The 13,740-nt window shown below is 64.4% G+C and carries 12 protein-coding genes; 7 read left to right on the plus strand and 5 right to left on the minus strand.

Translation table 11 applies throughout. The features are described from left to right. Nucleotides 1-42: 42 nt before the first annotated feature. The 6 genes from nadC (at nt 43) to FDM28_RS17390 (ending at nt 6,937) form a co-directional block, all read left to right on the plus strand. Nucleotides 43-912, plus strand: coding sequence for a carboxylating nicotinate-nucleotide diphosphorylase (gene nadC, locus FDM28_RS17365; RefSeq protein ID WP_138517449.1), 870 nt, complete (start codon nt 43-45; stop codon nt 910-912). Beyond that, entirely contained in the window at nt 912-2,015 is a 1,104-nt protein-coding gene (gene nadA, locus FDM28_RS17370) for a quinolinate synthase NadA (protein ID WP_138517451.1), read from the plus strand. Before nadC ends, nadA begins: the two co-directional genes overlap by 1 nt. A gap of 103 nt (nt 2,016-2,118) precedes the next feature. Further along, nucleotides 2,119-3,705 carry a methyl-accepting chemotaxis protein gene (locus FDM28_RS18155; protein ID WP_138517453.1) on the plus strand — a complete coding sequence of 529 codons (1,587 nt, stop codon included), beginning with the start codon at nt 2,119-2,121 and terminating at the stop codon, nt 3,703-3,705. A 112-nt stretch (nt 3,706-3,817) separates the two neighbouring features. Further along, the gene (locus FDM28_RS17380) at nt 3,818-4,516 is read left to right on the plus strand and encodes a glutathione S-transferase N-terminal domain-containing protein (protein WP_138517454.1); all 699 of its coding nucleotides are present in this window, start codon (nt 3,818-3,820) and stop codon (nt 4,514-4,516) included. After that, nucleotides 4,513-4,890, plus strand: coding sequence for a response regulator (locus FDM28_RS17385; RefSeq protein WP_138517456.1), 378 nt, complete (start codon nt 4,513-4,515; stop codon nt 4,888-4,890). The genes FDM28_RS17380 and FDM28_RS17385 overlap by 4 nt, the downstream gene beginning before the upstream one ends. 67 nt (nt 4,891-4,957) lie before the next feature. Further along, complete coding sequence (locus FDM28_RS17390; protein WP_138517458.1) at nt 4,958-6,937, plus strand: methyl-accepting chemotaxis protein; 1,980 nt, start codon at nt 4,958-4,960, stop codon at nt 6,935-6,937. Between the two features lie 13 nt (nt 6,938-6,950). Here FDM28_RS17390 and ctlX read toward each other — a convergent pair whose 3' ends face one another. Both ctlX and FDM28_RS17400 read right to left on the minus strand, forming a co-directional pair. After that, complete coding sequence (gene ctlX, locus FDM28_RS17395; protein ID WP_138517460.1) at nt 6,951-7,883, minus strand: citrulline utilization hydrolase CtlX; 933 nt, start codon at nt 7,881-7,883, stop codon at nt 6,951-6,953. A gap of 48 nt (nt 7,884-7,931) precedes the next feature. Further along, nucleotides 7,932-8,981: an ornithine cyclodeaminase gene (locus tag FDM28_RS17400; protein ID WP_138517462.1), complete on the minus strand. Its 1,050-nt coding sequence runs from the start codon at nt 8,979-8,981 to the stop codon at nt 7,932-7,934. Between the two features lie 160 nt (nt 8,982-9,141). Between FDM28_RS17400 and FDM28_RS17405 the strand changes: the two genes are divergently transcribed. Beyond that, nucleotides 9,142-9,561, plus strand: a complete 420-nt coding sequence (locus tag FDM28_RS17405) for an Lrp/AsnC family transcriptional regulator (protein ID WP_138517464.1) — start codon at nt 9,142-9,144, stop codon at nt 9,559-9,561. Between the two features lie 74 nt (nt 9,562-9,635). Here the strand turns inward: FDM28_RS17405 and nadB are convergent, their stop codons facing one another. From nadB to FDM28_RS17420, 3 genes are read right to left on the minus strand one after another with little or no spacing between them, the layout of a single operon-like run. Next, a complete protein-coding gene (gene nadB / locus FDM28_RS17410; protein ID WP_138517466.1) occupies nt 9,636-11,261 on the minus strand; it encodes an L-aspartate oxidase in 1,626 nt (541 codons plus the stop codon). Nucleotides 11,262-11,294: 33 nt separating this feature from the next. Then, nucleotides 11,295-12,968 (minus strand): SulP family inorganic anion transporter, encoded by a 1,674-nt coding sequence (locus tag FDM28_RS17415; RefSeq protein WP_138517467.1) that lies wholly within the window; start codon nt 12,966-12,968, stop codon nt 11,295-11,297. Nucleotides 12,969-12,975: 7 nt separating this feature from the next. Beyond that, on the minus strand, nt 12,976-13,722 hold the full coding sequence (locus FDM28_RS17420) for a YoaK family protein (RefSeq protein WP_138517469.1): 747 nt from the start codon (nt 13,720-13,722) through the stop codon (nt 12,976-12,978). Nucleotides 13,723-13,740 lie beyond the last annotated feature (18 nt).

Consider the following 13,740-nt stretch of genomic DNA (forward strand, 5'->3'; position numbering starts at 1 on the left):
GGGGGCCGACCCGCGCGTGGCGGGCGGGTTATCCTCGACGGTATGAGCACTTTTGACTTCTCTTTGGCCGACATCGCTGCCCTGGCGCAAGCCGATGTGGCGCGCGCTTTGTCGGAAGACGTGGGCGCTGGCGACCTGACCGCCTCCTTGATCGACCCCACCCGCCGCGCCCGTGCGCGGGTGCTGGCCCGTGAGTCCGCCATCATTTGTGGCGAGCCATGGGCCACTGCCGCCGTGAGGGCCATGGACCCCTCGGCCGCCATCATCTGGCATGTGCGCGAAGGCCAACGCTGCGCGCCCGACCAGGTGGTGTTGGAAATTGAGGGCAATGCCCAGGCCCTGTTGACCGCCGAGCGCACCGCACTCAACTTTTTGCAGCTGCTGAGCGCAGTCGCCACCAAAACAGCCACCTTTGTGGATGCTGTGAACGAAGTGCCCGGCAACCGCGCCGCCATTGTGGACACTCGCAAGACCATCCCCGGCCTGCGCTTGGCGCAGAAATATGCCGTCAAGACCGGTGGCGGCACCAACCACCGTATCGGCCTGCACGACGCGGTGTTGATCAAAGAAAACCATATTGCTGCCGCCGGCGGCTTGACTGCCGCCCTGCAGCGCGCCACCCAGTTTGCCGCTACCGCCAAGTTCATTGAGGTGGAGGTGGAAACGCTGGACCAGTTGCGGGAGGCACTGGACTGCGGTGCCAAGATGGTGCTGCTGGACAACATGACCTTGGCCCATCTGGTGCAGGCGGAGGCCATCAACGCCGGCCGTGCGATTCTGGAAGTGTCCGGCGGCGTGAACCTGGACACGGTGCGCGCGATTGCGGCCACCGGTGTGGACCGTATTTCCATCGGTGCCCTGACCAAAGACGTGAAGGCCACCGACTTCTCCATGCGATTTGAGGATCTGTGATGAGCGCCACCGATGTGATTGATGTGGAATACGAGCAGCCCGCCTGCAGCACCAAACACGCCTGGGCGCGCGTGCCCGTGGAGCCCACGCCCAGCCAGCGCGTGGCGCTCAAAGACAAGATCAAGCGCCTGCTGAAAGAGAAAAATGCGGTCATGGTGTCGCACTACTACGTGCACCCCGACTTGCAGGATTTGGCTGAAGAAACCGGTGGCCTGGTGAGCGATTCGCTGGAGATGGCCCGCTTCGGCCGCGACCACAGCGCGCAGACGCTGGTGGTCTCGGGCGTGAAGTTCATGGGGGAGACCAGCAAGATTTTGTCGCCCCACAAGACCGTGCTCATGCCCGACCTGGATGCGACCTGTTCGCTGGATTTGGGCTGCCCGATTGACGAATTTAGTGCCTTTTGCGACCAGCACCCGGACCGCACCGTGGTGGTCTACGCCAACACCAGCGCTGCCGTCAAAGCGCGTGCCGACTGGTTGGTGACCAGCAGCTGCGCGCTGGACATCGTGAAGGCGCTCAAGGACAAGGGCCAGAAGATTTTGTGGGCGCCTGACAAGCACCTGGGCGGCTACATCCAGCGTGAAACCGGCGCCGACATGGTGTTCTGGGAAGGCGCCTGCATCGTGCACGACGAGTTCAAGGCCTTTGAGCTGGAGGCGCTGATTAAAGAGCACCCGAAGGCCAAAGTGCTGGTGCACCCCGAGTCGCCCAAAGACGTGGTGGCCCTGGCGCATGCCGTGGGCTCGACGAGCGCCATCCTCAAGGCCGCGCAGACCTTGGATGCTGACACCTTCATCGTCGCCACCGACAACGGCATGCTGCACAAGCTGCGCACGCTCAACCCCGGCAAGACCTTCATTGAAGCGCCTACCGCCGGCAACAGCGCTACCTGCAAGAGCTGCGCCCACTGCCCCTGGATGGCCATGAATGGCCTGGCCGGCGTGGCCCACGTGCTGGAGCACGGCCTGAACGCCATCGAGGTCAACCCTGCCCTCATCGACCGCGCCCGCCTGCCGATCGACCGCATGCTCGCCTTCACCGCCGCCCTCAAAAACGGGCAGCCGTTGGGCGGCTTGATTCCGAACATCGGCGCGGCCTGAGTCGCGCGCGGGGTGGCTGACGGCAGAGTCATCAAACCGTCACACCGCAGTCATTCAATAGGGTTTTCCCGCCCCCTGCGGGGCTTTATCCCTAGAGGTTGTCATGCGTGTGTCCACCCGCTTGTTTGTGTTGGTTGCCAGTCTGGCGGCGCTGTTGTTGTTGATCGGAGGGCTGGGGGTCGTGGGGGCCCGGCAGTCCAACGAAGCATTGCGTTCGGTGTACGAGCAGCGCACGGTGCCCGCCGTGCAACTCGGGCTGATCGATGCGCTCACCTTCAGCAGCCGCATGCATGTCGCACAGGCGTTGGCCAACCCCTTGCCGGACGTGATTGCGTTCAGCGTCAAAGAGATCGCCTCCAACCAAAAACTGATTGCCGACACCTGGGCCCAGTACCGCCAGCAAGTGCTGGATGGCGAGGCCGAGTTGCTGGCCGCAGAGTGGGAAAAATCGCGCAAGGCCTATGACGAACAAGGTCTGCAACCCGCGGTGAAAGCGCTGCTGGACAACGACATCACCACCGCCCAAGCCGCCATGGTGGAGAAGATGACGCCTTTGTCAGAGCCGGTGAACCGCAACATCCAGGCTTTGCAGCAGATCCAAATCCAAGGCGCCAAAACCGAATACGAGGCCGCGGGGAGTCGCTATCTTCAGTTGTGGTGGGTGAGTGTGGTGTTGATCGGGGTGGGCCTGGTGTTTGCCATGGCTTTTGGCTTGCGCACGGTGCGCAGCATCACGCGGCAACTGGGGGGAGAACCTGCCCAGGCCCATGCGGTGGCGCAGCGTTTGAGCGAGGGTGATTTCAGTGCCGCCCTGGATGCCTCCGTGCTTCCCCACAGCCTGCTGGCCCAGCTCGGCCGGATGCAGCACAGCCTCAGCGAGGTTGTGGCGCGTGTGCGGCAGTCATCCGAAGCCGTGGCGGGGGCGAGTGTGGAAATCGCCTCGGGCAACCACGATCTTTCCAGCCGCACGGAGCAGCAGGCGGGCGCCATTCAGCAAACATCGGCCTCCATGGAGGCGCTGGGCGATACCGTGCGGGTGAATGCGCAGCGCGCTGCGCGGGCCGATGCACTGGCGCGCACGGCGTCCGATGCTGCGAGCCAGGGCGGGGAGGTGGTGGCCGATGTGGTGAGCACCATGCAAGAGATCAACGAGAGCTCGCGCCGCATTGTGGACATCATCAGCGTGATCGATGGCATTGCGTTCCAGACCAATATCCTGGCCCTGAATGCCGCCGTGGAGGCTGCCCGTGCGGGTGAGCAGGGGCGGGGGTTTGCCGTGGTGGCGTCCGAGGTGCGCTCGCTGGCCGGGCGCTCGGCGCAGGCAGCCAAAGAGGTCAAAGCCCTGATCGATGCCAGCCTGGAGCGGGTCGAGCGCGGCAATGTGCTGGTGGCCAAGGCGGGGCAGTCGATGTCGCAGGTGGTGGGCTCTATCCGCCATGTGACCGAGATCATGGGCGAGATCAGCAGTGCCAGCGAGGCGCAAAGTACGGGTGTGCAGCAAGTGGGCCAGGCCATCGTGCTGATTGACCAGACCACCCAACAAAACGCCGCCATGGTGGAAGAAATGGCTGCCGCCGCCAGCGGCTTGCGCCACGAGGCGCAGCAGCTGGTGGAGTCGGTGGCTTTTTTCCAGCTGGGGCGCCACAGCACAGGTTTGCCGGCACCCGGCGGAGTGCTCGCTCTGCGCTGAACATTGCGCTGCCTGCCGGGTGAAGGCGGCAGGGTGAGGCATGAATGCGGCAGCTAGCGCTCGTAGAATATGCGCGAGCAGCTATCAAAAACAGAGCATTCAGGAGTTTGCAATGCACGATGTGTCCGCCTTTCCCGTCACTGCCAAGTGGCCTGCACAGCACCCGGAGCGCTTGCAGCTCTATTCCTTGGCCACGCCCAATGGCGTGAAAGTGAGCATCGCCCTCGAAGAGCTGGGCCTGCCCTACGAGGCCCACAAGGTGAGCTTTGAGACGAACGACCAGACCACGCCCGAGTTCCTGTCGCTCAACCCGAACAACAAAATTCCCGCCATCCTCGACCCGCAGGGCCCCGGCGGCGCGCCGCTGGCGCTGTTTGAGTCCGGCGCCATCCTGATTTATCTGGCCGAAAAAACCGGCAAGCTGTTGCCCAGCGACCCGGCGGCACGGTACCAAGCCATCCAATGGCTGATGTGGCAAATGGGCGGCGTGGGGCCCATGTTCGGGCAGCTTGGTTTCTTCCATAAATTTGCCGGCAAAGACTTTGACGACAAGCGCCCGCGTGACCGCTACGTGGCAGAGAGCCGCCGCCTCTTGGGCGTGCTCAACCGCCATCTCGCCGGCCGGCAGTGGATCATGGGCGACGACTACACCGTGGCAGACATTGCCGTCTTCCCCTGGGTGCGCAATCTGGTGGGCTTTTACGGCGCGGGTGACCTGGTGGGCTTTGCCGATTTTCCCGAGGTCGCGCGCGTGCTGGCTGCCTTTGTGGCGCGCCCCGCCGTCGTGCGGGGGCTGGCGGTGCCGGCATGAGTGCGCGTGCCCTGCATATTCTGGTGGCGGACGATAACCCCATCAACCGCATGATGGCTGCGCGCTTGCTCAAAGAGGCCGGTTGCCATGGCGTGCTGGTGGACGATGGCACGCATGCACTCACGGCCCTGCAAGCACAGCGTTTTGATGGTGTGTTGCTGGATGAAAGCATGACGCACCTCAACGGCTCCGAGGTGCTCAAAGAGCTCAAGCGTTGGCGCGCAGAAGGGCGCATGGTGCCCCCGGTGGTCATGGTGACCGGCAACGATTTGCCGTCGGACGTGGAGCACTTTATGGGTCTGGGAGCCAAGGGGCTCATTCCTAAGCCCTTGTCGCGCGACTCGTTGCGGCGTGCGCTGGTGCTGTTCAAGTAAAAGGCGCGCTGCGCACGGTTGCGCATGAAATTTGCTTGGGTTCTCCGGTCGTTCGGAGCAACCTGAGATGAATACCTACAACCAAGCCCTTCTTTCGCATGCGCCAGTGAGCGCGCCCGCACCTTTGAGTCTTTTTGGCGCCCATGGCATATGGGCCAGCGGCGTGCAAGTGATGCGCAGCATCAACTTCGCCAGCAAAGCACTGATTGTTTCCTGCCTGTTTGCGCTGCCGATTGCGTGGCTGTCGTGGGCCTACTTCCAGGCGCAGCTTGCGGCGGTCGAATTTTCTGAAAAAGAGCGCGCCGGTGTGCACTACCTGCGCGCGTCCTACCCGGTACTGAAACTTGCCCTGCAATTGCGTGGCGCGCCCTCCGAGGGGGCCGGTGCGCTGACGGAGGCCATGGACCAGTCGTACGCGGGGTTGGAAGAGGTGCAGGCTGCGCTGGGCGGCAGCCTGGGCACCGGTGCCGCTTTTGAGGCCCTGAAGCAGGCCCGCGCGCAGGCCAAGATACCGGGTGGAGATGCGGTGGAGCGCTTCATCCGGAACACGGCGCACATCCATGCGCTGATTGCCGTGATGAACACCGCCACCGATGGCTCCAACCTCACCCTGGACCCCGACATCGACAGCTACTACGTGATGGATGCCGCCGCCTTCCGGCTGCCGGACCTGATGGACCGTGTCGGCCTCATGCACGCTGCTGGTGCAGCCGCTTTGCGGGATGGAGCACTCAGCCCCGCGTTTCGCACTGCCATCGACAAAGCGATTGCGATTGCCGAATTCCACAACACCAACCTGTTGGCAGGTATCGGCAAGGCGGTGCTGCAAACGCCGGAGCTGTCCAGCCGCATCCAGATGGAGGCGATGCGGGACCGCACCCAAGCGTTTCTGGATGCGGTGAACACCACGGTGCTGACGGCGGGCGCCCTGGAGCCTTCCGGCGTGGCCCGTTACGCATCCTTGGGCGATGCGGCCTTCGCTGCAGAGGCCGCGCTGGCAGACCGGCTGCTTCCGGTGCTGGACGAGCTGATTGAAAAGCGCGTGGCCTCGGCCCAGTGGCAGATCAAGCTCACCATCGGCATTTTGGTGGTCACGCTGGTCTTGGCGATTTACTTTTTTTACTCTTTCTACCTCGTGACCCGTGGCGGCCTGCGGCTGATCAGCCAGCACTTGCAGGAGATGGCAGAGGGCGATTTGCGTCGCCCGCCCAGCCAACCCTGGGGGCGGGATGAGCCCGCATCGGTCATTGTGGATTTGCGCAAGGCCTACGACTCGCTGCACACCCTGATCCGCAAGGTGCGCCACTCGGCGCGCGACCTGACCGGCACCAGCGGCGAGATTGCCCGGGCCAGCCTGGACCTGTCTTCGCGAACCGAGTCGGCGGCGGCAGCGCTGGAGCAGCAGGCGGCCACGATGGAGGAGATCGGTTCCTCGGTGCGCATGATGGCTGAGAACTCCCAAAGTGCGGCCGGCCTGGCCCGTGAGAACGCCGATGTGGCACAAAAAGGGGGCGTTGTCATCGGCGAGGTGGTGAGTGTGATGGGGGCCATCAACGGGTCTTCACAAAAAATCGGGGACATCATTGCGGTGATTGACGGCATTGCTTTCCAGACCAATATCCTGGCGCTCAATGCGGCTGTGGAAGCTGCCCGCGCAGGGGAGCAGGGGCGCGGCTTTGCGGTGGTGGCCAGCGAGGTGCGCGTGCTGGCGCAGCGCTCTGCGGCGGCAGCCAAAGAAATCAAAGACCTGATTGTGGCCAGCGTGCACAACGTGGAGCAGGGCACCCAGGTGGTGAGCGGGGCCGGTCACACCATGGAAGAGATTCTGGGCAACGCCAAGCGCATCAACGATCTGCTGAACGAGATTGCAGTGGGCTCGCGCGAGCAGGCAGAAGGGGTGACCCAGTCGGTGGCAGCGATTCAACTGTTGGAGCAAAACACCCAGCAAAACGCCGCCCTGGTGGAAGAAACCAGCGCAGCGGCAGGCGCCTTGCGCGACCAGTCGGACGGGTTGATGCGCGAGATTGCCAACTTCCGCGTGGCCTGAGCTTTGCAGCCGCCTAGCGTGCGGCCAAGTGAATGCCTGCCAGCATGCAGCGCACCGAGCCGCCTGCCAGCTCGATGGTGGGCACGTCCAGCGGCACGAGGTGCGCACTGCGCGCTATGCGCTGCACTTGATCGGCAGACAGGCTTGCCAGCGCACGGCGGGAGAGAGCCAACAAGCGCTCGCGGCCATTGCTCAGCTCCAGCGCGTTGCCGGCGAATTCGCCGATTTGCGCGGCGCTGAGCGCAATCACTTCGCGGCCGGTTTCTTCGAGGCGCTGCTGCACATGGGCGCGGCGGGCGGCGTCGGAAATCAGGTCCAGCCCCACCAGCGCAAATTCGGTGGCCACGCACATGAGCACATTGGTGTGGTACACCGCGCGGCCCTGCGCGTCCACCGCGTCAAAGGCCAGGGGCTCGTAGTTGAAGTGGGTGGCAAAGCGCTCCAGCGCAATCGGGTTGGCGCGGTTGCTGCGCGCGGTGTAGGCCACCCGGGCAATGTGGTCCAGCACCATGGCGCCGGTGCCCTCCAGAAAGAGGCCATCGGGCTCCAGCCCGGAGTAGTCGATCACGTCTTGCACCCGGTACTGCGCCTTGAGCATCTCAATCACATCGCTGCGCCGCTCCAGCCGGCGGTTGGGCGAGTACATGGGGTACAGCGCCACATGACCGCCCGCGTGGGTGGAAAACCAGTTGTTGGGGAACACCGCATCCGGCGTGCGGCCGGGCTGCTCGTCTTCAAACAAGTGCACCCGCACACCGTGCTGCTCCAGGGTGCGGGCGGCCTGGGTCACTTCGGCATAGGCCTGGCGGGCGACTTCACCGGCAGCCTGCTCGGCATCCATGCGCTGAAAGGCGTTGTCGGCCGCCGTTTGCGGGTTGGGGGTGAAGTGGTGCGGCCGCACCATGACCACGGCGGCAGGGGCTTGGGGGTAAATCTGGGGGCGCATGGCGGGCTCCGGGGTGCTGGGGTTGAGGCGGTTAGCGCGTGGTGTGGCTCAGGCCACGCGGCGCATGCGGGCGCGGCCGGCTTGGCGGCGGGTGTGGCTGAACAGGTCTTTGGGGTTGCTGGCCTCGGGCACCAGCTCCACATCGGTGCCGATGTTCAGTTGCAGCGCTTGCTCGTACACAAAGCGCAGGGCCGAGTAGTCCTCCAAGGCAAAGCCCACGGAGTCGAATACGGTGATCTGCTCCGCGCTTTGGCGGCCTGCCGCCGTGCCGGCCAGCACCTTCCACAAGTCCACGACGGGGAAGTCGGCGGGCAGTTGTTGAATGTCGCCCTCCACCCGGGTTTGCGGCTCAAACTCCACAAACACCCGGGCCGCCCGCAGCACATCGGCGTGCAGCTCGGTTTTTCCGGGGCAGTCGCCGCCCACCGCATTCAGGTGCATGCCGGGCTCCAGCATGTCGGGGGTGATGATGGTGGCGTAGGCCTTGTCGGCCGTCACGGTGGTCACGATGTCCGCGCCCGCTACCGCCTCGGCAGTGCTGGCCGCGCGGACTACCCGCAGGCCTGGGAAGGCCACAAGGTTAGCCACCAGTTTGTCGGTGGCCTCTGCGTCCACATCGAATACTGCTATTTCTTCAATGCCCAGCCAGTGGTGAAAGGCTAGCGCCTGGAACTCGCTTTGCGCGCCGTTGCCGATCAGCGCCATACGCTTGCTGTCGGGGCGGGCCAGGGCGCGGGCCGCCATCAGCGAGGTGGCGCAGGTGCGCAGAGCGGTGGCCAGCGTCAACTCCGAGAGCAGCACGGGGTAGCCCGTGTCCACTTCGGCCAGCACGCCGAAGGCCATCACCGTGTAGAGGCCCTTGGCGGTGTTGGCGGGGTGGCCGTTCACGTACTTGAAGGCGTAGCGCTGCGCGTCGGACACGGGCATCAGCTCGATCACGCCAATCTCCGAGTGGTTGGCGACGCGCGCAGATTTTTCAAACTCCGGCCAGCGCACAAAGTCGTTGTGGATGTGGTCGGCCAGCTGGCCGATGAAGTCTTTCACGCCAATGGTGTGAATCAGCTCGGTCATCGCGGGAACATCAATAAAGCGGGTCATGGTCAGTGCTCAGAAGGTGGGAAATCGCGGGGCCTGCGGGGGAGGGGCAGGGCATGAGGAGGATTGTTTCGGGGAGCACTGCCAAACAGAAGCACAACTTTTAGGCAAAAAGTGGGTAATGAGTAGCAAAATGCCGGCATTGAATGGCACTTTGAAACTTATGGACGATACCGACCGCGAACTCATTGGCCTGCTGCGTGACAACGCGCGCCTCTCCACCGTGGCCCTGGCCGCCAAGCTGCGGGTGGCGCGCGCTACGGTGCAAAACCGCATCGCCCGGCTGGAGAAAGACGGCACGATCACCGGCTACACCGTGCGGCTCAAGCCCGCGGCCGAGGCCGCCCGCATTCGCGCGCTGATGAGCGTGGCGGTTGAGGGCAACCGCGCCATGGAGGTAATGACCGCCCTGCGCGGTCACCCCAATGTGCAGGCCCTGCACAGCACCAATGGCCGCTGGGACATCGTAGCCGAGCTGCGTGCCGACACCCTGGAGGCGTTTGATGCGGTGCTGCGCACCATCCGGCAGATCGATGGCATTGCCACCACCGAGACCAGCATTCTGCTGTCGACCTACAAGTAGCCTTTACCTATCAAAAGAGCCGCTAGCGCAGGTGGAATGTGCGCAAGCAGCTCTTGTTTTGATAGCAGAGAGGTTTAAGGCGCCAACGTGGTCGGCACCGCTTCGGCCAGCATGTCGGGGTAGTCGCGGCTGAAGTGCAGGCCGCGGCTCTCATGGCGGGCCTGGGCGCTTTTGACGATCAGGTCGGCCACCTGCACCAGGTTGCGCAGCTCCAGCAGGTCGCGGGTGACGTGGAAGTGGGTGTAAAACTCGGCAATCTCGCCCTGCAGCAGTGCAATGCGGTGGGCCGCGCGGTCCAAGCGCTTGTTGGTGCGCACGATGCCCACGTAGTCCCACATGAAGCGGCGCAGCTCATCCCAGTTGTGGGAGATGACCACGCTTTCGTCCGCATCCGTCACGCGGCTGTCGTCCCAGGCCGGCAGTTCGCGGGGTTGTGCCGCGCGCTGTGCGGTGAGTTGGTTTGCTATCAATTGCGTAGCTGCTCGCGCAAACACCATGCACTCCACCAGCGAATTGGATGCCAGGCGGTTGGCGCCGTGCAGGCCCGTGCAGGCGGTTTCGCCCACGGCATACAGGCCTTCCACATCGGTGCGGGCATCCAGGTCGGTGAGCACACCGCCGCAGGTGTAGTGCGCCGCCGGCACCACGGGAATGGGTTGCGTAGCCATGTCAATGCCCAGCTCCAGGCAGCGGGCGTAGATGTTGGGGAAGTGCTCCTGGATGAAGGCCTTGGGCTGGTGCGAGATGTCGAGGTACACGCAGTCAAAGCCGCCTTTTTTCATCTCGAAGTCGATGGCGCGGGCCACCACGTCGCGCGGGGCCAGCTCGGCACGCGGGTCGTGGCGGGGCATGAAGCGCTCACCCGTGGGCAGCAGCAGGCGGCCACCCTCGCCCCGCACCGCTTCGCTGATCAAAAAGCTCTTGGCGTGCGGGTGGTAGAGGCAGGTGGGGTGGAACTGGATGAACTCCATGTTCTGCACCCGGCAGCCTGCGCGCCAGGCGGCAGCAATGCCGTCGCCGGTGGCGGTGTCGGGGTTGGTGGTGTAGAGGTAGACCTTGCCAGCGCCCCCGGTGGCCAGGATGGTGTGGGGCGCCTGGAAGGTAAGCACCTCGTCGGTGTCATCGTCCAGCGCGTACAGGCCCACGCAGCGGTTGGGGCCGCTGCTCTCGGCATCGTGGCCAAGCTTGGCGGTGGTAATCAGGTCCACCAGCGTGTGGTGCTCAAACAGCGTCACATTCGGGCTGGCTTTGACCTTTTCAATCAGGGTTTGCTGCACGGCGGCGCCGGTGGCATCCGTCACGTGGACGATGCGCCGCGCGCTGTGGCCGCCTTCGCGGGTGAGGTGTAGCTGGCCGGCGTGGCCCGCCTCTTCAGAAAACGGCACACCCAGCTGCTGCAGCCAGGCGATGGACTGGGGCGCGTTCTCCACCACAAATTGCGTGGCTTTGAGGTCGCACAGGCCGGCACCTGCAATCAGTGTGTCGTCCACGTGGGCGGCAAAGCTGTCGTCCTTGTCCCACACAGCGGCAATGCCGCCCTGGGCCCAGCCGCTGCTGCCTTCGCGCACTGCGCGTTTGGTGAGGATGGCCACGCGGTATTGCTGCGAAAGCAAGAGCGCAGCACTCAGGCCGGCCAGGCCGCTGCCAACGATGAGCACGTCAAAGTGCTGGGAGGTACTTGTTTTTGTTGTGGTGGTCATGCCATGCAATCGGGGAAATCAGGTTGGCGCGCATCAGGCCGCTTGTGCGTCGTGCACTGCGAGCTCCAAGGCCTGCGCCAGGGTGGGGCTGAGGTTGGCGGGGCCCAAGGCCTCCGTGACACCGCAGCGCAGCAATATGTCCTGCGGCTGGAAGGCCAGCCCACAGGCAATCAGGCGCACACCCTGCTTGTGGCAGGTGTGCACCAGGTCCAGCACCGTGTCGGCGCCGGAAGAGTCGATGTAGAGCACGTTTTTGAAGTCCAGCACCAGCACGCGCTCAGGCAGGTGGTCTTCCAGGTTTTCAATCAGTTTGACCGCGCCGAAGAAGATGGCGCCATGCAGCCGGTAGGCCGCCACAGCGCGGGCCGGCTCGGCCAGAGGCGGGTAGTCGTGTGCGCTCACCTGCTCGCAGCGCGAGAGGCTGGAGATGCGGTAGATGAAAGTGAGGCAGGCGGCGACCAGGCCCACCTCTACGGCAACTGTCAGGTCAAACACCACCGTCAGGAAAAACACGGCCAGCAGGGTCGCGCGGTAGGGCATGCGGTACTGCCGCAGGTGCACAAACTCACGCCACTCGCCCATGTTCCAGGCCACAAACATGAGGATGGCGGCCATGGCGGCCAGGGGAATGTTCTTGGCCAAGGGCGCGGCAACCAGCACTACCAGCAACAAGGTGACGGCATGCACCATGCCCGCGACGGGGCTGTTGGCGCCGCTCTTGACGTTGGTGACGGTACGGGCAATGGTGCCGGTGGCCGGCATGCCGCCGAAAAAGGGCGTGACGAGGTTGGCAATGCCTTGGGCCATCAATTCCTGGTTGGGGTCGTGCCGGTCGCCGATCATGCCGTCGGCCACGCGGGCGCACAGCAAAGACTCAATCGCGCCCAGCATGGCCAGGGTGGTGGCAGGAATGAACAGAAAGCGCACCGTCTCCCAGCTGAAGTCGGGCAGAGCAAAGCCGGGCAAACCGGATGGCACGCCCCCGAAGCGGCTGCCTACAGTCTCGACCGGCAGGTCGGCCAGGCTGACGGCCAGTGTGGCCAGCACGAGCGCGACCACCGCGCCCGGGATCAGCGCCAGCCGGGCAGCCAGCGGTCGTGTGCCGGCTAGCCGCGCGAGGCCGAATTGCCAGGCCACGATGACGGCCAAACTGGCTAGCGCCAGCACCGTGGCCGGCAGGTTGAGGGTGTGGAGCGAGGCGCCCAGCGTATGCAGGATGCCGAAAAAGCTGCCCGGCATGGGGCCGGTGTTGAGGCCCAGAAAGTCTTTGACTTGCGAGAGGGCAATCAACACGGCAATGCCGTTGGTAAAGCCGATGACCACCGCAATCGGAATAAAGCGCACCAGCGTGCCCAGCCGGAAGAAACCGAAGGCAAACAGCATCACGCCCGACATGGCCGTGGCAATCACCAGGTTGGCATAGCCATAGCGCTCGACGATGCCGTACACGATGACGATGAACGCCCCCGCCGGCCCGCCGATTTGCACCCGGCTGCCGCCGAGCGCCGAGATCAAAAAGCCAGCCATGATGGCGGTGAACAAGCCCGCCTCGGGCTTGAGTTCGCTGGCGATGGCAAAGGCCATGGCCAAAGGCAGTGCCACCACCCCCACGGTGAGGCCGGCGCCGATGTCGCCCGCCAGGCGCTGCCGGTTGTAGCCCTGCAGGGCGTCCATCAGGCGGGGGCGGAAAAAACGGGTCACAGCCATGGCCGGGTCAGGCAGCGGGGTACGCGGAAGGGTGCAAGTCCTTCCACAGGGGTTTGATCACGAGCGCCAGCAGCGCCACGGCCAAAGGCAGGGTGGCGATATAGCCCGCATGCTTGAAGCCCAGCGCCCCGGCCAGCGCGCCGAGTGCAAAGGCGGCAATCAGCTTGCCCTGCAGGCGCAACTTATCGCGGTTGGCCCGCACCGGGTGTTCAGAAGGGGCGGGGTTGATGTAGAGCAGCTTGCCCAACTCAATGCCCATATCGGTGACCAGGCCGGTGATGTGGGTGGTGCGAATCTCGGCGCGGGAGATTTTGGTGATCACCGCGTTTTGCAGACCCATGATGAAACACAGCAGCACCACCGTGAGCGGCACAAACAGATGGGCCGCAATGGCAATTGCGCCGCCAAACAAGCCGAACACCAATAGCAAGGCGGCTTCCAGCAAAAGCGGCAGGCCATACGCGCTGTGCAGGTGGTGGCGCATGCCCCAGTTCACCAGCAGGGCGGTGCACATGGCGCCAGCCACAAAAGCCAGCAGCATGGCCAGACCGGCCAACACGGTGCCGGTGTGGCCCAGCACCAGCGCATCTGCCATGCTGGACACCACACCCGTCATGTGGGAGGTGTATTGGTTGACCGCCAGAAAGCCACCTGCATTCGCCGCCCCCGCAACGGCGGCGAGCGTTACACCCAAACGCGTGTTGGCTTGCGGAGTGCGCTGCACATCGGTCCAACCACGGATCAGTGGGATCATGCTGTGGGACCGGTGTGT

Source organism: Rhodoferax bucti, assembly GCF_005876985.1.
Lineage (GTDB): Bacteria > Pseudomonadota > Gammaproteobacteria > Burkholderiales > Burkholderiaceae_C > Allorhodoferax > Allorhodoferax bucti.

What these genes read in the sequence shown, in the direction of transcription:
- nadC (WP_138517449.1), top strand. Translation starts at nt 43, where the DNA reads ATGAGCACTTTTGACTTCTCTTTGGCCGACATCGCTGCCCTGGCGCAA.
- nadA (WP_138517451.1), top strand. Translation starts at nt 912, where the DNA reads ATGAGCGCCACCGATGTGATTGATGTGGAATACGAGCAGCCCGCCTGC.
- FDM28_RS18155 (WP_138517453.1), top strand. Translation starts at nt 2,119, where the DNA reads ATGCGTGTGTCCACCCGCTTGTTTGTGTTGGTTGCCAGTCTGGCGGCG.
- FDM28_RS17380 (WP_138517454.1), top strand. Translation starts at nt 3,818, where the DNA reads ATGCACGATGTGTCCGCCTTTCCCGTCACTGCCAAGTGGCCTGCACAG.
- FDM28_RS17385 (WP_138517456.1), top strand. Translation starts at nt 4,513, where the DNA reads ATGAGTGCGCGTGCCCTGCATATTCTGGTGGCGGACGATAACCCCATC.
- FDM28_RS17390 (WP_138517458.1), top strand. Translation starts at nt 4,958, where the DNA reads ATGAATACCTACAACCAAGCCCTTCTTTCGCATGCGCCAGTGAGCGCG.
- ctlX (WP_138517460.1), bottom strand. Translation starts at nt 7,883, where the DNA reads ATGCGCCCCCAGATTTACCCCCAAGCCCCTGCCGCCGTGGTCATGGTG.
- FDM28_RS17400 (WP_138517462.1), bottom strand. Translation starts at nt 8,981, where the DNA reads ATGACCCGCTTTATTGATGTTCCCGCGATGACCGAGCTGATTCACACC.
- FDM28_RS17405 (WP_138517464.1), top strand. Translation starts at nt 9,142, where the DNA reads ATGGACGATACCGACCGCGAACTCATTGGCCTGCTGCGTGACAACGCG.
- nadB (WP_138517466.1), bottom strand. Translation starts at nt 11,261, where the DNA reads ATGACCACCACAACAAAAACAAGTACCTCCCAGCACTTTGACGTGCTC.
- FDM28_RS17415 (WP_138517467.1), bottom strand. Translation starts at nt 12,968, where the DNA reads ATGGCTGTGACCCGTTTTTTCCGCCCCCGCCTGATGGACGCCCTGCAG.
- FDM28_RS17420 (WP_138517469.1), bottom strand. Translation starts at nt 13,722, where the DNA reads ATGATCCCACTGATCCGTGGTTGGACCGATGTGCAGCGCACTCCGCAA.